This window comes from Serratia sp. LSHTC3 (assembly GCF_057197125.1).
In genome coordinates this window covers 119,400-139,793 of record NZ_JBXUNP010000006.1, presented here as the reverse complement: position 1 = coordinate 139,793, position 20,394 = coordinate 119,400, and the positions used below count along the sequence as shown (strand labels likewise).

Annotated in this window: 19 protein-coding genes; 6 read left to right on the top strand and 13 right to left on the bottom strand. The window is 52.1% G+C overall.

Going from position 1 to position 20,394, the window contains the following annotated elements; translation table 11 throughout:
• The first annotated feature begins 142 nt into the window (after window positions 1–142).
• The 3 genes from pqiA to pqiC are packed head-to-tail and all read left to right on the top strand — an operon-like array spanning window position 143 to window position 3,553.
• On the top strand, window positions 143–1,366 hold the full coding sequence (gene pqiA, locus AC2CGI_RS20560) for a membrane integrity-associated transporter subunit PqiA (RefSeq protein ID WP_033645082.1): 1,224 nt from the start codon (window positions 143–145) through the stop codon (window positions 1,364–1,366).
• The gene (pqiB, locus tag AC2CGI_RS20555) at window positions 1,353–2,999 is read left to right on the top strand and encodes an intermembrane transport protein PqiB (protein WP_484593966.1); all 1,647 of its coding nucleotides are present in this window, start codon (window positions 1,353–1,355) and stop codon (window positions 2,997–2,999) included. Before pqiA ends, pqiB begins: the two co-directional genes overlap by 14 nt.
• Window positions 2,996–3,553: a membrane integrity-associated transporter subunit PqiC gene (gene pqiC / locus AC2CGI_RS20550; RefSeq protein WP_033645084.1), complete on the top strand. Its 558-nt coding sequence runs from the start codon at window positions 2,996–2,998 to the stop codon at window positions 3,551–3,553. Before pqiB ends, pqiC begins: the two co-directional genes overlap by 4 nt.
• A 323-nt stretch (window positions 3,554–3,876) precedes the next feature.
• Here pqiC and AC2CGI_RS20545 read toward each other — a convergent pair whose 3' ends face one another.
• From AC2CGI_RS20545 to AC2CGI_RS20525, 5 genes are all read right to left on the bottom strand, one after another.
• A complete protein-coding gene (locus tag AC2CGI_RS20545) occupies window positions 3,877–4,518 on the bottom strand; it encodes a MarC family NAAT transporter (RefSeq protein WP_033645085.1) in 642 nt (213 codons plus the stop codon).
• Window positions 4,519–4,572: 54 nt separating this feature from the next.
• Entirely contained in the window at window positions 4,573–7,626 is a 3,054-nt protein-coding gene (locus AC2CGI_RS20540) for an efflux RND transporter permease subunit (RefSeq protein WP_033645086.1), read from the bottom strand.
• Window positions 7,626–8,747, bottom strand: coding sequence for an efflux RND transporter periplasmic adaptor subunit (locus tag AC2CGI_RS20535; protein WP_046897669.1), 1,122 nt, complete (start codon window positions 8,745–8,747; stop codon window positions 7,626–7,628). Before AC2CGI_RS20535 ends, AC2CGI_RS20540 begins: the two co-directional genes overlap by 1 nt.
• Before the next feature lie 79 nt (window positions 8,748–8,826).
• Window positions 8,827–10,011, bottom strand: coding sequence for a sensor histidine kinase (locus AC2CGI_RS20530; RefSeq protein WP_033645089.1), 1,185 nt, complete (start codon window positions 10,009–10,011; stop codon window positions 8,827–8,829).
• Window positions 10,008–10,703 carry a response regulator transcription factor gene (locus AC2CGI_RS20525; protein ID WP_046897667.1) on the bottom strand — a complete coding sequence of 232 codons (696 nt, stop codon included), beginning with the start codon at window positions 10,701–10,703 and terminating at the stop codon, window positions 10,008–10,010. The genes AC2CGI_RS20530 and AC2CGI_RS20525 overlap by 4 nt, the downstream gene beginning before the upstream one ends.
• A gap of 311 nt (window positions 10,704–11,014) precedes the next feature.
• On the opposite strand from AC2CGI_RS20525, the gene AC2CGI_RS20520 reads away from it, so the two are divergent.
• Window positions 11,015–11,422 carry a helix-turn-helix domain-containing protein gene (locus AC2CGI_RS20520; RefSeq protein ID WP_046897666.1) on the top strand — a complete coding sequence of 136 codons (408 nt, stop codon included), beginning with the start codon at window positions 11,015–11,017 and terminating at the stop codon, window positions 11,420–11,422.
• A gap of 742 nt (window positions 11,423–12,164) precedes the next feature.
• Here AC2CGI_RS20520 and AC2CGI_RS20515 read toward each other — a convergent pair.
• The 6 genes from AC2CGI_RS20515 to AC2CGI_RS20490 are packed head-to-tail and all read right to left on the bottom strand — an operon-like array spanning window position 12,165 to window position 16,149.
• Window positions 12,165–14,513 carry a primase-helicase zinc-binding domain-containing protein gene (locus AC2CGI_RS20515; protein ID WP_130054962.1) on the bottom strand — a complete coding sequence of 783 codons (2,349 nt, stop codon included), beginning with the start codon at window positions 14,511–14,513 and terminating at the stop codon, window positions 12,165–12,167.
• 11 nt (window positions 14,514–14,524) lie between these two features.
• On the bottom strand, window positions 14,525–14,860 hold the full coding sequence (locus AC2CGI_RS20510) for a DUF5375 family protein (RefSeq protein ID WP_060431234.1): 336 nt from the start codon (window positions 14,858–14,860) through the stop codon (window positions 14,525–14,527).
• Window positions 14,857–15,120, bottom strand: a complete 264-nt coding sequence (locus AC2CGI_RS20505; RefSeq protein ID WP_130054963.1) for a hypothetical protein — start codon at window positions 15,118–15,120, stop codon at window positions 14,857–14,859. The genes AC2CGI_RS20510 and AC2CGI_RS20505 overlap by 4 nt, the downstream gene beginning before the upstream one ends.
• Window positions 15,117–15,659: a host cell division inhibitor Icd-like protein gene (locus AC2CGI_RS20500; protein ID WP_130054964.1), complete on the bottom strand. Its 543-nt coding sequence runs from the start codon at window positions 15,657–15,659 to the stop codon at window positions 15,117–15,119. The genes AC2CGI_RS20505 and AC2CGI_RS20500 overlap by 4 nt, the downstream gene beginning before the upstream one ends.
• 5 nt (window positions 15,660–15,664) lie before the next feature.
• Entirely contained in the window at window positions 15,665–15,889 is a 225-nt protein-coding gene (locus AC2CGI_RS20495; protein ID WP_130054965.1) for a hypothetical protein, read from the bottom strand.
• Window positions 15,886–16,149 carry a helix-turn-helix transcriptional regulator gene (locus tag AC2CGI_RS20490; RefSeq protein WP_130054966.1) on the bottom strand — a complete coding sequence of 88 codons (264 nt, stop codon included), beginning with the start codon at window positions 16,147–16,149 and terminating at the stop codon, window positions 15,886–15,888. Before AC2CGI_RS20490 ends, AC2CGI_RS20495 begins: the two co-directional genes overlap by 4 nt.
• A 531-nt stretch (window positions 16,150–16,680) precedes the next feature.
• Between AC2CGI_RS20490 and AC2CGI_RS20485 the strand changes: the two genes are divergently transcribed.
• Window positions 16,681–17,406 (top strand): NAD-dependent aldehyde dehydrogenase, encoded by a 726-nt coding sequence (locus tag AC2CGI_RS20485; RefSeq protein ID WP_130054967.1) that lies wholly within the window; start codon window positions 16,681–16,683, stop codon window positions 17,404–17,406.
• Window positions 17,403–17,657, top strand: coding sequence for an ogr/Delta-like zinc finger family protein (locus tag AC2CGI_RS20480; protein ID WP_033645096.1), 255 nt, complete (start codon window positions 17,403–17,405; stop codon window positions 17,655–17,657). The genes AC2CGI_RS20485 and AC2CGI_RS20480 overlap by 4 nt, the downstream gene beginning before the upstream one ends.
• Window positions 17,658–18,087: 430 nt before the next feature.
• On the opposite strand, the gene AC2CGI_RS20475 is transcribed toward AC2CGI_RS20480, so the two are convergent.
• Both AC2CGI_RS20475 and AC2CGI_RS20470 read right to left on the bottom strand, forming a co-directional pair.
• Window positions 18,088–18,510 carry a hypothetical protein gene (locus AC2CGI_RS20475; protein ID WP_130054968.1) on the bottom strand — a complete coding sequence of 141 codons (423 nt, stop codon included), beginning with the start codon at window positions 18,508–18,510 and terminating at the stop codon, window positions 18,088–18,090.
• Entirely contained in the window at window positions 18,507–20,366 is a 1,860-nt protein-coding gene (locus AC2CGI_RS20470; protein WP_130054969.1) for a DEAD/DEAH box helicase, read from the bottom strand. The genes AC2CGI_RS20475 and AC2CGI_RS20470 overlap by 4 nt, the downstream gene beginning before the upstream one ends.
• Window positions 20,367–20,394: the final 28 nt, after the last annotated feature.

Genomic DNA, 20,394 nt, shown 5'->3' with positions numbered 1-20,394 from the left:
CTTGGGAACGTTTTTTTAAGTCAAGGTACCCGTGCGTTGCCCCCCTACTCCAGAGAAAACCATGTTGCCATCCGTCAATCGGCCAGCGCCACCGCACATCGACGCGTCGTCACAGAATAAGACGCTCTGCCCGCAGTGTGACATGCTGGTGGCGCTGCCGCCGCTGGCCTATGGCAGCAAAGCGGTCTGCCCGCGCTGCAAAACCACGCTCACTACCCGCTGGGACGAGCCGCGCAAGCGGCCGATCGGTTACGCGCTCAGCGCCTTGTTCATGCTGGTGCTGGCCAACATTTTCCCGTTTATCAACATGCGCGTTGCCGGCCTCGGCAACGAAATCCGGCTGATTCAAATCCCGGAAGTCATGGTGGTGGAAGACTACGCCAGCATGGCCACGCTGTTTATGGTGTTCGTGCAGCTGATCCCGGCGTTTTGCATGGTGGCGATCGTTCTGCTGTGTGCCAAAGTACGTTTGCCGCTGGGGCTAAAAGAGTGGATGGCCAGGGTGCTGTTTCAGTTCAAGACCTGGTGCATGGTGGAAATTTTCCTCGCCGGGGTGCTGGTCAGCTTCGTCAAGCTGATGGCCTACGGTGATATTGGCATCGGCAGCAGCTTCGTGCCTTATTGCCTGTTCTGCCTGCTGCAGGTGCGCGCCTTCCAGTGCGTGGATCGGCGCTGGCTGTGGCAGGATATCGAACCGGCACCGCGTATCGATCGCCCGCTGACGGCGGGGCGCACCGGCATGCGTCAGGGCGTGCGTTCCTGCGCCTGCTGTACGGCGATCCTGCCGGCCAACCAGGTGCGCTGCCCACGTTGCCACACCCCCGGCTATGTGCGCCGCCGCCACAGCCTGCAGTGGACGCTGGCGCTGCTGGTGACCTCTGTCATGCTGTATATTCCGGCCAACCTGATGCCGATCATGGTGACCGAGGCACTGGGCAACAAGATGAACTCCACCATCATGGCAGGGGTGATCCTGCTGTGGGGAAGTGGCTCTTACCCGGTGGCGATGGTGATTTTCATCGCCAGCATCATGGTGCCGTCGCTGAAAATGCTGGCGATCGGTTGGCTGTGCTGGGACGCCAACGGCAGGAAGAAACCGCGTGCCGACAGCGAGTGCATGCATCTGATTTATGAAGTGGTCGAATTCGTTGGCCGTTGGTCAATGATCGACGTGTTCGTGATCGCCGTGTTGTCGGCGTTGGTGCGAATGGGGCAGTTGATGAGCATTTATCCCGCGACGGGCGCCGTGCTGTTCGCGCTGGTGGTGATCCTCACCATGTTCGCCGCCATGACATTTGATCCCCGGCTGACCTGGGATTGCGCAAGTGAAACAATCAACAAGGAGCCGCAAGGTGACGGAAAATAATCATAGCGTCGCGGACGTCGAGAAGATCAAACGCTGGTCGCCGGTGTGGATCATTCCCATCGTGACCGCGCTGATCGGCGCCTGGATCCTATTTTACCACTTCAGCCATCAGGGGCCGGTGGTGACGCTGGTCACCACGACGGCGGAAGGGCTGGAAGCGAGTAAAACCAAAATCAAAAGCCGCAGCGTTGACGTCGGCGTGGTGGAAACCGTCACGCTGAGCGAGGACCTCAGCAAGGTGGTGGTGCAGGCGCGCCTCAACGCCGGCATGGAGAAATTGCTGCGTCAGGACTCCGCCTTCTGGGTGGTGAAGCCGCAGATCGGCCGCGAAGGCGTCTCCGGGCTGGGCACGCTGCTGTCCGGCGCCTATATCGAACTGCAGCCGGGCAACAAGGGCAAAGACGGCAAAGACCACTATCAGCTGCTCGACGCGCCACCGCTGGCCTCCCCGGACGCCAAAGGGCTGCGCATCGTGTTGGACAGCGAAAAATCGGGCCAGCTCAACGCCGGCGATCCGGTGCTGTTCCGCGGCTACCGCGTCGGGTCGGTGGAAACCAGCTACTTCGATCCGAAAGCGCGCGCCATGCGCTATCAGCTGTTCATCACCGCGCCTTACGATCAGTTGGTCACCACCAACGTGCGCTTCTGGAAAGACAGCGGCGTGGCGTTTGACATGTCGGCGCAGGGCATGCGGGTGGAGATGGGCTCGTTGACCACGCTGTTCAGCGGCGGCGTCAGTTTCGACGTACCGGACGGTTGGGATCGTGGCGAACAGGCTAAAGAGAAGGCGGAGTACCAGCTGTTCGACAACCAGCGCAGCACGCAGGATTCGCTGTATACCGTGCATAAGGACTACCTGCTGTTCTTCTCCGATTCGGTACGCGGCCTGCAGCCGGGCGCGCCGGTCGAGTTCCGCGGCATCCGTCTGGGTACGGTGGCGCAGGTGCCGTTCTATAAAGAGGGCATGGCGCAGCGTCTGGATAACGATTACCGCATTCCGGTGCTGATCCGCATTGAGCCGGATCGGCTTCATAAACAGCTGGGGGACAATGTCGATATTGAAGGGCACCTGAAAGACGCGGAGTCTCGTGGCTTACGCGCCTCGATGAAATCCGCCAACCTGCTGACCGGTTCGCTGTATATCGATCTCGACTTCTATCCGCAGGAGAAACCGTGGAAAGGGCCGCGCGAGCTGTTCGGTTATCCGCTGATGCCGACCACCAGCGGCGGTCTGGCGCAGATCCAGCAGAAACTGATGCAGACGTTGGATAAGATTAATTCGATGCCGATCAATCCGATGATCAACGAAGCGACCAAGACGCTGGCGGAAAGTCAGAAAACCATGAAGTCGACGCAGCAGACCATGAAGTCGCTGAACGACATCATCGCCAGCAAAGAGATGCAGGCGCTGCCGCAGGACATGCAGAAAACGCTGCTGGAGCTGAACCGCAGCATGAAAGGGTTCCAGCCTGGTTCACCGGCTTACAACAAGATGGTGGGCGATATGCAGCGCCTCGACCAGGTGTTGCGTGAGCTGCAACCGGTGCTGCGCACCCTGAATGAGAAGAGCAACGCGCTGGTGTTTGAAGCCGCCGGCAGCACTGACCCTCAGCCGAAGAAGGCCACGAAATGATGAAATGGATCCCGGTAGCCCTGGCGTTGTTGCTCAGCGCCTGCAGCAGTTCGCCACAGAAGACCTACTATCAGTTGCCGGCGCTGGGTGCGCCGGCCGCGGCCACCAGCAGCGGCGCTTCCACGCGCCAGCTGTGGCTGGAGCACGTGAGCGTGGCGGATTATCTGGCGCAGAGCGGCGTGGTGTATCAAACCAACGACGTGCAGTATGTAATAGCCCAGAACAACCTGTGGGCCAGCCCGCTCGATCAGCAGCTGCAGCAAACGCTGGTCACCAACCTGAGCAGCGCGCTGCCGGGTTGGGTGGTCTCTTCGCAGCCGATGAGCAGCGATCAGGATGTGCTGAACGTCACCATCAGCGGCTTCCACGGCCGTTTTGACGGCAAGGCGATCGTTCGCGGCGAGTGGGTGCTGAACCGCCAGGGGCGTTTGATCAAACAGCCTTTCAGCCTGGAATTGAAACAGGGTGAGGACGGCTATGATGCCCTGGTGCGCACGCTGGCGCAAGGCTGGCAGCAGGAAGCCCAGGCTATCGCCAAGGTGTTGTCCCCCTAAAATGGCAATCAACAGCCATAATGCACCGGTGACGGCTTATGGTGATGGGATCAGATTCGGGATTAGGCCTGTTGACGACGCACCAGAATAAAAGAAAAAGTAAAAAAAGTTCCCATCTTACTTGGGAACTTTTTGATAAAAAATAACAGCATGACGACAGTCATTACCGCTGGCGCTCACAGCGTTGTCCATGCAGAAAAAAAACGTTATGGCAGCCAAGAGCATCAGAGCATTATCAGAACTGATATAGATATAAGGTTTTAGATATTATTCTCGTCTGATATGCGCAACCTCATGCATATCAGACACTGAAGCGTTCACGTTTATTGTATTGTGACGAGTTCAACGACGCCATTTATAACAAACTGAACCCCCATACAGACCAGCAGGAATCCCATCACTCGGGAAATAGCATCGATTCCAGATGTTCCTACAAGCTTCATAACACCCAGTGACGCCCGCAGAGATACCCATAAAATCAGAGAAATGGCTATCGCAATCAGGGGGGGCGCGGTGTAGGCGACCCACAAATCCAGATGCGATGTTTCAGCGCTGAATGTCGACGCGGCACTGATCAACATAGCAATGGTACCCGGGCCTGCCGTACTGGGCATTGCCAAGGGGATAAATGCTATATTTTTGGTTTTTCCCTTCTCGCCGTTTTGAGGCTTATTCACATCCTGCGGAAACAGCATGTTAAACCCAATAAAGGCAACGATCATTCCACCTGCAATTCGCAATCCCGGAATGGATATGCCAAAGGTATTAATAACAGCCTTACCGGCATACCATGCAACCATCATAATCACAAAGACATAGAAAGCCGCCATAGCTGACTGCTTCTTTTTTTCTTGTTCAGACATGTCGCCTGAAAGCCCAAGAAAAAGAGCCACAGTGGTCAATGGGTTTACCAGCGGCAGTAATAAAACCAACCCTAGCCCAATAAGTTTAAATAACTCAAACATCTTTCCACCTCCTTTTAAAGCGTCCCCCCCGGAGCTATCTCCGGGAGGTAAGTTCTATCGAGATTTCTCCCATTGCAGAACGGCGCTGATGGCAGCCGGCAATACCGTCAGGGTAAATAGGGTGGCAACGAATAGCCCACCAATAATGGCATAGGCCATAGGCCCCCAAAATACCTGATGCGCGATAGGTATCATCCCTAATATTGCTGCACAAGCCGTCAAGAGTATCGGTCTGGAACGATGCAGTGACGCCTCGACGATCGCCTCAGTATTATCCGCACCTTGCGCCCTATTTATTTCCACTTCTTCAATAAGGATCACGGCATTGCGGATAATCATCCCCGCCAACGCAATCACGCCAAGAATCGCGACAAACCCCATTGGCGTTCCGGTGGGTAACATGGCGGCGACAACGCCAATCAAACCGAAGGGGGCAATCAACAGCGCCAGCATCATGCGTGAGAAACTACGCAACTGCACCATCAGCAAGATCAGCATCACCAATAAGGTCACTGGCAGAACGGCGAATACTGAACGGTTGCCTTTCATGGCTTCAATGACGCTGCCCCCCTCGGTAATGTGATATCCCGGTGGCAGACTTTTGCGTAATTCATCGACAACAGGCGCCAAACTCTTGGATACGCCGGACGCATTCAGCCCTGGCGCAATATCCGTTTGCACCGTAATGAAAGGCTCTCGTTGCCGCCGCCACTGAATAGGTTCGGCCAACGTATAGCCTATCGTTGCGATCTGCTTTAATGGCACAACGCGCCCATCGGCCGTCGTTAATTGCAAATCCGCGACGGTTTCAATGTCTCTCCGCGTATTTTCCGAAGCCCGCAGCACCACATTAACCTGACGATTTCTGTCTCTGATCGTCGTTACAGCGGACCCCGAATACATTTCAGCAAGAGCGCTTGCGACATCCTGAGAGCTTAATCCCAAGGCCCTCGCTTCCGTCTGATTAAGCGTTATATAGAGTTCTCGTTGCGGTTCTCCCGCAGTAAGGTTGACCTCTCTTGTCTGCGGGTTGTCACCCAATTTACCCGCCAACTCCATGGATATCTCACGGATTTTGGTCAGATCCGGGCCGGAAACGCGATATTTCAACGGCCAACCTACCGGGGGCCCCAGCTCCAACGGCGAAGCACGCGTAACAAGATGGCCGAAATCTTTTTGCAGAATTTTTTCAAGCCTGGACTTTACCGCGTCACGCTCTTCAAGTCCCTTGGTGACCACGACCAATTGAGCGATATTTTCGTTATCAAGCAACAGGTCCATCGGCAAATAAAACCGCACCGCCCCCGATCCAACGTATGTCGTAAAATGATCAATATCGGGATCCTTCTTGAGGATTTCCTCCAAGCGAATGGCTTCCCTCGCCGTATCTTCCTGCACGGCATTTCTCGGCAGAGTCAGACTGACGAGTAACTCCGGCCTGTCAGAAGCGGGAAAGAACTCCTCTTCCATGTGCGAGGATCCGATAAAAGCAATGGCCAGCAACAGAACCGCCACTATGCCGGTCATCCCTCGGCGCTTAAGGATATATCGCAATGTACTTTCGTACTTTTGCATGACTTTACCTTTACCGTGGGTGTGTTCCTTCATCACCTTAGGTAAAAGCCACACACCTATCAGCGGTGAAAAAAGTACGGCAACAATCCAGGAGTTGATAAGTGAAATCAGTACCACCATGAACAGAGAATAACAGTACTCCCCCGCGCTTGACGTTGCGAAACCGACCGGGATAAAACCGGCGATCATGACCAATGTGCCGGTCAGCATCGGGAAAGCCGTCGTCGTCCAGGCTTTTGTCGCCGCCTTTTTGACAGGGTCTCCTTTCTCCAGGCGCGACATCATGATCTCTACAGTGATCATGGCATCATCGACCAGCAACCCCAGCGCAATAATTAATGCGCCGAGTGAGATGCGCTGTATGCCTATACCAGCAATTTCCATGCCGATAAACGTCATAGCCAACACCAGCGGAATGGATGCTGCAACCACTAACCCGGCACGAGTGCCTAATGACAAGAAAGACACTGCCAGCACAATGACGACCGCCTCAAGGAGCACTTTCATAAAGCTCCCCACCGCGTCATGCACCACCGTCGACTGATCGGCCACCTTCAGCACGTTGATACCCGCAGGCAAGCGGCTGGAGATATCATCCATCTTTTCGTTAAGCGCTTTGCCGAAATCCAGCATATTGCCTGTCGGGGCCATGGAGATGGCCAGGCCAATCGCCGACTCCCCGTTAACTCTGAAGGCCGGCGTCGGCGGATCGACCGCCTCGCGAGAGATAGTCGCAATATCCGTCAGAGGAACGAATTTATCCTGAATATGCAGTGTCAGCTGTTTGAGGCTTTCTTCCGATGCAAAAGCGCCGCTGACTCTCAACATGACTTTATCTTTGTCGGTTCTGATTTCTCCCGCCGGAGTCACGGCGTTTTGCGCGCTGATGGCGTTCTTGATTTGGTCGAGCGTCAGCCCCATGCCCGCAATTTTCTGCGGTGAGAATGATAAGATGACCTGCTCTTCTTTAACGCCCAGCAGGTTCACTTTCCCGACGTCTGGCAGCGTTAAGACGTCCGTGCGAACTTTATCAACCAGATCGCGCAGTTCGCGCTCGCTGAACCCTTCACGCGTAAAGCCATAGATGGTGCCGTAGGTATCATCAAATTCATCGTTGACGGCAGGTGAACTGACGCCGGCAGGAAGCTGAGGGGAAACGTCCTTTATTTTTTTCCTGACCGTATACCACAGTTCTTTCACTTTCTCCGGCGGCGTATTATCACGCAGATAGATAAAAATAACCGACTCTCCGGGCCGGCTGTAACTCTCCAAATAATCAAGATAAGGAACTTCCTGAAGTTTCTTCTCCAACGGATCGGTCACGAAATTGACGGTATCCTCCACAGAAGCCCCAGGCCAACTCGCGGAAACCACCGCCGTTTTAATGGTAAACGCCGGGTCTTCATTACGCGGCAAGTTGTAATAGCTCATCACCCCGGCAATGGTGAGAACCAACATAAAAAAGGCAACCAGTTGCTGATTGGCAAGCGCCCAGGCAGACAGGTTAAACTTCTCGGGTTCAGAGGCATTCATCAGAATTTATCCTCCAAACTCACTTTCTCCCCAGGCCGTAACTTACTCACGCCGGCGATCACCACCTTGTCGCCAGGTTTGAGGCCATCAGCAATAAACACGTCCTCGGAGCTATAGCGAGTAACGTTAACTTTGCGCAATGCCAAGGTTAATGTATCCGGTTGAACGATTAAAACGGCAGGATCCGCGCCATCACGGGTCATCGCAGACGCCGGCAGAACAAACGCTGCCTGCCCCGGGATCACGATACTTCCCTGCACCGTCGCGCCCAAAGCCATTTTCTCTGGAGGGTTCGGCAGCGAGACTCTGACTCGCCAGGTCCGCGTCTGCTTATCCGCCTGTGGATTCACATCTCGGATCACGCCCTCAGTCACGACGGAAGGATCGGAAAGCAGCGCAATCTTGACTTTATTATCGGACAGATTGCTGTACAAAATCGCTTCTGGAACGTCAAATACGGCATCCACTCCCTGATTGAGTGAGAGCGTAACGACCCCCTGCCCTGCGCTGACAGTTTGTCCAGGGTTCAGATTAACCGAAGTCACTACGCCATCTGAAGGCGCAACCAGACGGGTGTAACCCAATTGCTCCTGAGCGATTTTCAAATTCGATTGAGCAGAGACGCGTTTTGCCGCCGCGACTTCAAGATTGACCCTCGCTTCATCAACCTGAGCCTGCGCGATAGCACCGGTTTTGATCAATGATTGCAGCCTCCTGAAATTGAGAGCAGCCAAGCGCTCTGAAGAAACGGCACCTGCCAGTTCGGCCTGCGCACTGCGCACCTGATTCTCGTTATTTCTGGGCTCCAACGTCGCGATCGTTTGCCCCGCCTTTAATTTGTCCCCCACATCGACTGGGCGGCTGAGGAGCCGGCCGTCAATGCGAAACGAGAGCTGAGACTCCTCATGGGGGCGAATTTCTCCGGTATGCTTTATCAAAACTCCGCCAACCGGATTATCGACGACAAGCGTTCGTACGGAACGTGTAGGCACCTCCTGTGTCTTTGCTTTATCATCACATCCCGCCAAAAACACGGCCAGGGGAATAATAAACAGTTTCCAATATTGAAATAGAAACACGCTCTTGACCGTACTTATTAACCTGAACAAACCTACTGACATAAGACATTCTCCTGATAGTCTGTCGAAGAATTAAACCTTTTTTATGTGTAGATTTAGTCCATGTTTTTTCAAGGAATCATCAAGACTCTATTTTCATTGGAAGAATTAGTTGAAATAGCATCCCACCGTCAGGATGATTCTGAGCGCTGAGACTGCCGTCGTGTTCGCGGCTTATCGCCATGGCGATAGAAAGACCGAGCCCACTTCCCCCCAGATTTCTCGACCGCGAGCTCTCCTCCCGGGAAAAACGTTCGAACATCAAGGGCAAAAAGGCTTCACTGACACCCGGCCCATAATCGCGAAAACCGACGATAGCCTCATTATTAAAATGATTAACGGTGATTGTCAGTTTCTTGCCGGAATGCGCGTAGCGCATTGCATTTTTTATGAGAATCGTAACAACTTGCCCAATTCGGAACGGATCGGCGTAGACGAATACGGGAGCTGGACATTCAAATTCAATCGTGAAGTTTCCCTGAGAAGCTTCAGCCTTTAACCATTGCAAACGCTCCTGAATCAAATCGCACAGATTCACATGGTATTTTTCTAATGATAATGCCCCGGCTTGCGACAATGACAGCGTTTGAAGATCATCAATAAGGCGATTTAGGCTATTCAAGGGCTGCATAACCAGATCTAACTGATTCTTGTCCGGCTCAAAAACCCCATCCATAATGCCCTGAAGGCGTGCAATTGAAGCCGTTAACGGCGAGCGTAATTCATGCGCCATAGCGATATGAGAAGCACGCAACTCCCCTTCATAATAAGTCAGTTTTTTGGTCATCTCATTGAAATCGTGTGTTAGAGTAAGAAGTTCTTCCGGCGCTTTCTCTTCTAATTTTGCTTGCACAGAGAAATCCCCCTCGGCGACTTTTCTCGCGGCGGTGACCAAATAGGAAAATTGCTTCGCCAATGGCCGCGACATATAGAGCCCCAGTAAGACCATGAGAGGTATAGCGACAACAACCAAAATAGCCAGCATAATCCAATCCCCCGACGTGATCGACGGATTAGCAAAGTCAATGCCATACCAATAGTGAAAAAGGCTATAAAACCTGTACAAATCTTCATTGGGATTATTAAGCAAGTGCAGGAATTCCTTTCGGACATCCGCCGGCATTTCATGATATAAAACCCAGGTGCTATAAATGGCATAGCGCAACCACATACAGAGTGCAATAATAACAATCACCCCGACAGATTGAGAAATTACCCTCACGCAAATCCACTTCCAAAGCGAAACTCTTTTGCTTTTCTTATTCATTTATTCCAATACCTGTAGCCCATCGCTCTAACGGTAAGCAGTACATCATCTACCCCTACCGAGTTGAGCTTTTTGCGCAAATTATAAATATGCGTATCGACAACCCGCTCAAATGCATCACTTTCCGGCAAACACATATTTAACAATGTTTGGCGGGAAAACGCTCTTTTAGGCGCACGCATTAGCACAGATAACAGTAAGAACTCAGTCGGTGTGAGATCAACTGCAATTTTAATGTTTTCGGCGGGGCAGACGTGAACCAACATCGCCTCTTCATCAAGTTGTACCGGGCCACAAATAATAAGCTCGGATTTTATATTTAATGCAGTCGCTCTTCTCAGCACGGCATGAACCCGAGCAACGACCTCGCCCGGGTTGTAAGGTTTCACGATGTAATCATCAACGCCGTGCCTCAACGAGGAGATCTTATCCTGAATCTCACCGATTGCCGTCACCATGATGACCGGCACATCACTCTTTCTACGCACACGTGCCAATATTTCATTGCCATTTATTCCCGGCAGCATGACGTCTAATAAAACCAAATCAGGTTGCCAGGAAAAAACCATCTCAAGCCCTTTAACACCATCCCCTACCTTAGCAACGGCAAAGCACTCTCTTTTTAGATAAGCTTCCAGGACTTCTGCAGCATGCATATCATCCTCGATGATTAAAATTCTTTTTCCTTCCATATATTAACCTGCTATTCAGTCACGCTAACCAAGTAAAAACAATATAATAAAGTTTAGCACTTTTTTATTTAAAGAATAAACAAAAAACGACGATAGTACATATCAGGCGATTAAAAATAAAGTCAGCATGACTTCATTCAAAATCGGCTCGACAAAAAAGCGAGGCAATAACATTGAAATTCAAATAGTTACCTACGGAGTAGCATTAACCTGAAAATAAAAAAAACAGAAATTGATAACATCTTGACAAAGTTAAGCAATAATCGAGATTTCAATAACGCCAACAGGTGAAGATATCGGGAGTCGATGCAATGGAAATGAGCAAAATTGAACAGTCTAGAATATTTATTAATAGCGTTATCAATCTGTTGGAAATGCATCTCAAACAACCGGTAAACATCATCAACCTGATTGATAAAACTGGATATTCCAGATGGTATGTTCAACGTAAGTTCTGCGCTTTGGCCGGCATATCGATGAAGTCTTACATCAGGTCAAGGAAAATGACAGAGGCAGCGAAAATGATTTTATCTACAGACAGGAAGATCATAGACATTGCACTTGAATATGGTTATCTGGAACAGCAGGCTTTCTGTCGCATCTTTAAAAACCACTATGGCGTTTCCCCTACGATGTTTCGCAAAATGAATAAGCCACGTGAGGACATTTGGATATCGGCTAAAACAGTGCTTGTAAAATTTACAAACAATGGGAAATAAAATCGAGGGCGTAACGAAGTTACAATATATTGTCAGCGATGAAGAAAAACAGGATGTGATTAATCAGCGCATGTTTGTGATGAGAAATTCAATGGCCTATTGTTATTTTAGCTAATTCATTAGCCAAAACCGCTCAGTAAGACAACACCCTTTATTTTTCAACGAATACCCCCCCCATAATTATACAGTCAACGACGTTCTTCTATCGTTCGCCATACGGCGTATGATAGGGGCTACACCCTGGTTTTATATCAAACGCGCATCGATGGCTCGGCACAACGTATATTCATCATTGACGCATACGTGCATAAAATCCCCAGCGAAAAGAAATTCATACGCACTCATATTCGCTTAGCTCCAATTTTAGCTTCAGCTCTCTTAATTACATTATGATTTTACTGGGTTTGAGAAGGGATAGAAGCATTGTTCACCTTATACACCTTTTAGTTCTCTCCTTTTCTTTCAATGCATTGATAGGTGTGCTGTTCCCATTTCAGTACGCACCACTACCCACCTACTGAGTGAACAGTCTGAATCGCAGACACAAAAAAACCGGCCTGAGCCGGTTTTGGGAGCGCTTGTCGTTATGATATTGGCCGTTCAGCGGCCGATAGGATGCCCTGGTGTTGCTGCATGTATTCGGGTCATTGCCACTATAGGCGGCGCGGCGATTGAGCGTCCAATGGGTTCGGCAGATCAATAATGGCCTATTGATCGGCTCGGCCGATCGACTCGCTCATCATCACACCGCACCGCACTTCGGCAACCAGTCCGCTTCGCACTCGTCACTCAATATGAGGTTGGTTTGTATTCCCTGCTTGGTGCGGCGTTTCAGCAGCGTATGCTCATACTCTTTCAGCGTCTGCGGCACCGCCTGGCCGAACGCCGTCAGGTTCATCACGTGCTGATAGCCCCGTGCCGCCATAAACGACAGGTAGGCGTGATACAGGTAGCGGCGTGGATTCGGCGGGGTGATGTTGGCGTTGCCGATCATCATCCCTTCCGGGGTACCCAGCACCGTCAGGTAACCACAAAAATCGACCAGCGGATCGGCATGCCGTTTGATTTCCAGGGCTTCCGCCGAACTTTGCTGCGCCTGGAGCAGTGCGCGAGCGTCATTCGGGTTGGCAAAGCGCTGCATCAGATGACGCACAATTACGGCCAGCTCTTCGGTGATCTTCGCCAATAGCAATGGGTCGCGCTCTTCGGGGGCGATAGCCTCCGGGAACGGCAGGATCACCCGACGGCGCGAGATACCGCCGCTGCGGTCGCTGAACTGCATCGGGTTGTTGTTCACCGCCAAAATCACCGCCGGGATGTGCGCCGCGTAGGCGTCGCGGTATTTCGGGTCGATGGCGACCGCATCGCCGCCGGTGATGGCCTTGATGCCCGCGCCGTCACCGCTCCACTTCTCCTGGTCAGGCAGGAGTATCAGCGAGTAGCCGACCACCGAAGCCCGTTCGCGCGCCGACTCCAGGTTATCGATGGTGGCAGAGGTGGTGTTATCACTACCTGCCAGCAGCCGGGCGATGGCCGCCATCACGCTCTTGCCGCTGCCGCCGGGGCCGGTCACTTCGAGGAATAGCTGCCAGTCGTAGCGGTTGGCCAGCACCATAAAGAGTGCCGCGAGAATACGCTCCTGTTTGTCATGATTGCCTCCGGCTGCCCGCGTCAGCCACTGCCAGAAATGCGGCGCATGGTCGGCCAGGTTCTCCCCAGCACGCGGCGGCGTATAGTCCACGCTGTTGACCGTGCGCAGCCAGTGCGCTTGCCGGTGGGCGCTGAACTGGCCGCTGACGGTATCAAACACCCCGTTACGAAAGCCTATCAACCGGCGGGCCGGGTCGCCCATCTGCGGCACCATCAGTTTGAGGGTATCCAAAATGCTGTTGATACCGGCGGCGGAGAACGGCGCACGCACCTTCTGGAACAGCGCGGCAATCTCCCGGCTCAGTTGCCGGTGCGGCAGCACCTGCCAGGCGCCACGCGTATAGCGGCACAGCTCTTCCCCCACCGGCGGCACCGCCAGGGTGTTGCCGTAATGCTCGGCCAGCAGTTCGGCCTTCTCGCTGGCGCTCATGGCTTTGAGGTCGGCATCGCTCAGTGTGTCAAACGGGCTCGGCTGCGGCGGCTGGCTGAATGCCCGGAGCTGCGCGCACGTGGCCTCAGCGCCCTGCTGACAGTAGACATCGTTCCAGTCGCCTTCCGTGGGCGGCAGCGCCGGAACACCGCCGGTGCGTGAGGCCGCCTCGGCGGCGCGGGTCTGCCCGGTGCCGCTGCGGTCATTATCGGCCGCCAGCAGCAACCGTGCATCCGGGTAGTGGCTGCGCAGCTGCTCCGCCACCGCCGCCAGGTTATTGGCGCTGAGCGCCACGCACACCGTCTCACCGGTCAGGCCGTGCACAGTGAGACCGGTGGCGTAGCCTTCGGTGAGCCAGATAACCGCGTTGTCCGGCCCACTGAGGGTGTGACAGGCAGCTTTCACCTGCCCGCCTGCCAGCATGCGCTTGTCACCATTGGCGTTAATCAACTGCACATTGACCACCTCCCCCCCGGCGTTATGCAGCGGCAGCAAGAGGTCTCCGGGCTGGAAGGTGATGCCGCCGACGCGCAGCGGCTGGCCCTGCAAGGTCAGGGTTTTTGCCTCCGGCCAGCCCTTGGCGCTCAGGTAGGCATTGCCGGTCTGAGGTTGCGCGGCAGCCACCAGAGCCTGTGCCTGCCTGGCGGCCTTGCGCTGGGCCTCAGCCTTGTCTTGCCCGCCGCCCTTCTGTGAGGCATGGCCGCTCTCAGCGGCCGGTGGCAAGGCGCTGGTGCTATTCCCCATCACGGCGGCCACCTGTTCGGCGGCAGCCTTTGCTGACAGCGACAGGGCTTTTTCCACCAGGTTGAGGCCGTCACCGGCCCCGCACTGATTGCAGAACCAGGTGCCGCGCCCGTCCTGGTTGTCGAAACGAAAGCGGTCTTTACCGCCGCAGGTCGGGCACGGCTGCGGCTTGCCGTTCGGCTGCAAGGCGATGCCGAGGGCCAGGAGTATCACCGGCCAGTGGCCGGTGGCGGTGCGTACGGTCTGGGAAACGAACTGGGCGCTCATCCTTTCTCTCCTCAGTGTACGGTGGCATGCTGTGCCGCCGACAGGCGCTCGCAGCACAGTTCGTCCATCATCTTTTGCCCCAGCGCGGTCAGGCGCGGCGCGGCCACCAGAACGTCCGGCTGCACCATGTCACTCAGCAGGGTGCACGCCATATCCATGCCGTCTTCTGCGCCGTACTGACGTACAAAGTGCCCCTCCAGGCGCAGGGCAATCGTCATCTGCAGCTCATCCAGCGTGTACCCGAGGCTCACCCGGTAAAAGGCGCAGGTGTCCAGATAGGCTTGTGCCACGGCGCGACGGAAAACGGCGGTACGGACTTCAATCGGTAAACAGGATGCAGTGTTCATGCGGCGGTGGCCTCCATGCGGGCAAGGATTTGGGATTCACAGGTGTGGACAACGTGGCCGAGCTGGTCGGTCAGTAAGGCAATGACCGAGGCAAACGACGCCTGTTGCTCAGCGTCGGGGCGCTGCCCGCCGAGGTCGAGGGTATCCAGCAGGTCGAGGAACAGCACGCCGGTGGCGTGCGCATGCTGGAGACGCAGAAAATCAGCGTGCGGGATAGGGTAATGGGTATCGCGGTAATAACGGTCGGCCAGGGTGTTCATGCTGCCGCCTTAACCGGCAGACGACCGGCAAAGGACAACACATAATCACGGGCCAGCAGACGGCGGGCGTTGCGTTCGGTATCCGCCACGGTGCGCACGATACGCGGTGAAGCGGTCAGCGCAGACCGGCGTACAGCCGCAAACAGAAAGCAGAATGTCGGGTGAGTCGGGGTGAGGGTCGTAGCCATGGTGGCAGCCTCCAATAAGTATTGGTTATTGCTACCACCGAAGTTCTCACGCAAGGGTGGTAGCCCAGACGGGGGTGAGAAACCGGCCTTATTGGAAACCGGCCAGCCCGAAGGCTGCCCCGCCTGAGCCACCATTGATTGACTGCTGCGATAGCATAACATCCACCGCGCAAAAAATGAGCGCACAAAGGCCACGACATAAAAAAACACGCCTGGCGCGTGTTGTGTCGCCAATAAGTAACTCGGGTTCTCACGCCCGGCTGCCGATTTTGCGGCAGCGGGAGGACTATAGCGCAGGGCCGGACGTGGGGGCAAGCCGTAAGACGCCCCCGGACGTTCAATCGATCGCATAGTGATCAACAGTCGGTAAGCGGGTCGTTGCGAGTATCGGCAACCGCGCAGGTCAGCGGCTCCGGCTCGGCCTGGCGACTCGCCAGACGAATAACGCCGTGTTTGTCGCTGCGGTGCTCCGGTAAGACGACGCCAGGCTCTTTACGCTGCAACAGGATAGCTTCCGCCACAAACAGCGCGTCACGCTCATCGAGGGTGAAATGCTGGCGACCCAAGGTTAACTGCATCATACGGCGGCCCCCTGGTGACGGTTGGCGATACGTTCGTCCATCCACTGCTCGACCTCGGAGGCCAGCCAGGCGACGTTTTTACCGCCGAGGGAGACCTGAGCCGGGAACTGCTTGCGGCTCATCATCTCGTACACGGTGGAGCGGGACAGGCCGGTGGTGTAGAGCACTTCCGGCAGGCGGATAAAGCGCTCGCGCGGGGTGTAACCACCAGGAAGCACCGGCGACAGAGTGGATGGGGCGGGGGTGGAAACGGTCAACATAAAAACGCTACCTCTTGGTGTCCGGCCAACGCTGGCCGGGACTGTGTGAACTTCGGTAGCGCCCTATTATGTGAATATTTACCGGGGTGGCAACAAGGTGTTGTTGTGTGGCCCGTCAAGAAATGGTCATAAAAACAGAAAATTATAATAGTTCAGCAATCCTCACCACTCCTCACCCTTCCTCAACATTACCCCATAGATTTCAGCAATGAATTCATCGCTTATAAATAGGTATAAACAGACTAACCACCGCTAGCCAGGGAAAAGGTCGTTTTGGGCCGGGTGAACAGTAGTGAACACCGGGTGAAGAGTTTATAGAAAACTGTTCACTCTCTTATTTACTGATTTATATATATTTTTTATTTAGGTGAACAGTAGTGAATAGTTTTAGGTAAAACTAAAAACGGCTTGATGGTTTTCTCATCAGTGCTCAAGGCTGTTGTCCTGGGGACAGTCCAACCGGGATGAATGGCGATGTTGTACGGCGGTCAGCAGAATTGCCTCACATTGACTGACACCGGAGACACGACCATGAGCACCACCGCCTTACCGAAATACATCACCGATAAACTGCAAGCCCTGCGTGACGCTCGCACCGCCCACGACAAAAACTATCAGGCGTTGACCGACGTCGTAACCGGCATTGCCCGCTGCCACCAACAGAAGAAAGACACCGAAGTGCAGAGCCAGGAGGCAGAAAGCCAGTGGCGCACCCTGTTTCGTAAACTGCGCGGAGAAATGACGCCGGAACTGCAAGCGCAACACCACAGCCGGATTTCCAAGCGGGAGCTGGCGAAAGAGTTCGACGGACTGATTGAGGAGATGGAGCTGGACAAAATGCAGCTTCACCTCAACTGCGGCGGCACAGCCCCGAAGGTGATGAACGCGCACAAAGACGCCCTCACGACCTTTGCAGCTCACGCGATGCATCAGGCAGTGGATGCGCTGAGCAAGGCGCTAATCAGCCCTGACGTTATCAAGGCGTGTGCACTGGCTTCACGGGCTTACGGCGTCTATGCGGACAATCCGATGAGGATGATTGAGCTACAGGTACAGGGCGCACTACAAGGCCGCATTCGCGCTACCATGGCTACGCAAAATATCGACCACCCGGTGCTTAATGAGATTGGCCTGACGATACCAGAAGAAACCGGCGTATTGCGGGAGCGACAAAGATGCCCGATGCGCCAGATGCAAGGGGTAACAGAATTAGTGGAAAAACGTCAACGCTTGCAGCAGAAAGGGGCACAATCATGATGCGCTGCCCGCTGTGCACCCATTCGTCCTATACACGCACCAGTCGCTATATCACGGATCGCACGAAAGAGGCGTATTACCAATGTCAAAGCCTGACCTGTTCTTGCACATTCAAGACGGTGGAAAGCGTCGATAAAATCCTGTGCCAGCCGATACAAGCGCAACCGGTCGATGAGAACGCCTTGCCACCGCCGGAGAAGCGGACGTTGAACCGCTATCGCCGTTACAACAGCAATCCTACTCTGCACTAAGCATTCTCCGCCCCGCCGCTCTCGACAGCACCGCGGGGCATTCCCCTTCCGCCTCGCCCAAAACAGCCTTTTTCCTGGCTAGCCAGCCTAAAATTGCGCGTGCATGCATAGAGTGCATGATTTTGCATGCAAGAAAATGCACTTTTCATCCCCTGCCGCACCAGTACTGGCGCGGTCTGCGGCCGTTCATGCAACTGCATGAAAAGCGACACATGAAGCGCGCAGGCGAGGCGGGGATAGCATTGCGCGCCAGCGGTGGTGTTTAATATTAATAATTATTGTCTGAGTGCGTTGTAACGGCACGGGCGTGGTTGATGTTGGTTCGTTAGTAGTTGGTTGTGATCGTGCGCGCGTGGTGCGTCTGAGGTGCGATGGTGGCGAGTATGAAAAAGCCGCCAGCTGGCGGCTTTGATATGAAGGAGCTGAACTATCAGGCAACTTTTAAAACTGGATAAAAAATAGTTTTAAAATCATCAGGAATCGCCTCTCTAAGTTGACCGATAATCGAACTGTTCTTAGGCAACTGCGATGCCAAGTTACTGAGCAGTGCATCAAGCTTTTCACTGCGATCCCATTGGATCTTATAGCTTGAGGAATCAATTTTTTGAGCAATCGATAGTAATTGTTGTCTATCGTTATAGACATATTTCATTTTAATTAAATTGACACCATCATCATGAATATCTGAATAAGTTAAAATGAAATGAACTAGCTCACCTTTCTTATAAGTTTCGATGTGTTGATATTCACGCTCAAAAATAGATGTAACCAACTCATGAGGCTGCACCCCTTTTACCATGCAAAAAGAAATTATTTTATTAATCTCTTTCATGATTTGAGTATAGTTTGTCATTTAATCATCCTCTCAACTTCTGCGAGAACCTTATCTAAATCATTAATCGATTGGAGAAGGGCTTTGTTATCTCGCTTATCAACTGGGCCATAAGCTTTGGCTAGCTTTAGAAAAACATATCTTACTAATATAGCATCATTAGCCTCAGTTGTCTTTAAATATGGCATGTAACGGCTAAAAATCGGATAAAGCTCTGAGCTTTTCTCACCAATACCATTATCAATCAGTAGATTAGATGCCGCATCTTGAGTGCGTGTTTTCAGAATATCCCTCATTAATTTTCTTGCTTGGTGAGGTCTTTTCTCAATTAACTCAGGGTCAATGTATTCAGCAGCTTTCTGAACTTCTTTTTCTGCTAATTTCTGGCGTAACTCTTCTAATGTATCCTCTGGAAGGTCTAGGCCAGACAGTCTAATTTTCTCTATTTGCTGGTTTACTGAATCGCTTATCTCATGGCGTTTTTGTTCGAATAATGCATTGAAATCAATGTCATTTAAGTAAGAGTCTTTATCGCTGACATAAGCGCTTTCACTTTCTACTCCTGCTAATTCGTTGTCTCTTTCAACATAGTCTCTGTCAGTGAACGTATACTCGCGTACAGTCGCTCTACGAGCTTTTTCTACCTCATTCTGGAAATTTTCCCACATGACATTTAAGCCTATTTCCTCATGAAAAATCACTATTCCATTATTATCAATTTCGAAATGTTTGATTTCAGATTCAGGAATAACTCGTAAAATACGACCGACGACTTGAGCAAAAGCATTAAGGCTTCTATATGGCCTAAATATAGCAAGAACAGTTAAATATTTATGGTCATAGCCTTCCATTAACATATTAACGGAAATGACAACATCACACTGATGATGTTCAACTTTCATTAATGCATCAGCTAATTCATTTTGTTCCATTTCACTATGTACTATTACAGAAGTCATGCCTCTATCTTTATACCAAGTAAGTAAATCTTCAGCATGAGCGATACTACAACCCACAGCTAAAATCTTGTGAGGAACGTTTGGCGAGGCCTCTTTAAGTTCTCTGAGTTTACTAATGCTATGGTCTATAACATCTAAAGAGCACTCTTTAGATAATGCGATACTTTTTTCAATCCATTCTTTATCCTTAAGCATTAGTATTTGCTCTTTAGATAATTTTACACCGGGTTGCTCTGGAGTTGAAAAAAATAACTCATGCGCATTTACTGTTTCTTTTCTTAACCATTTTACATATTTATCTCTCATGACCTCAGACAAAGGTGTTTCATGGATTTTTACTCCAGGAATTTCCTGATTATCTCCCCGGTAGGGCGTTCCTGTTACGTGAAGTACTTTCGCATTAGAGAAATAACGGAGCGTATCACGCCAGCTCTGAGCAGGTGCATGATGAGCCTCATCAATAATAATTAAATCAAAGAAATCCGAAGGAACCCTATTGATTAATGCATTATCGCGAGTTGATGAAACCTTTTGTATATTAGAGTAAACAATGTGACTACTTAAAAGGTGTTCGTCTGATAACTCAGCAGAATATTCATTAACAATGGGTATGTCTTTACTGCTAAATACAACATCGAAGTTTACCCAAAAATTATCAGCGAGAACTTCTTGGGTTTTTCTGATGCTATCTTTTGTGATAAGCCCTGGGGTGATAATTAAAACTTTTTTATGTGCAACGCCAAACGGAGCTATTGAGATAAGGCCACTTTTTCCTGTGCCTGTAGGTAGGACAACTAGAGCCTCTTTATTTTCTACATCACTGAAGAAGTCTTTTATTTTTATATAGGCTTCGATCTGCGGAGCTCTAAGCTTGGTATTACCTTCGATATTTACTGCTGTATCAAAAAAATAAGACATTTTAATCACCCTTAATCAGTTAACTAAT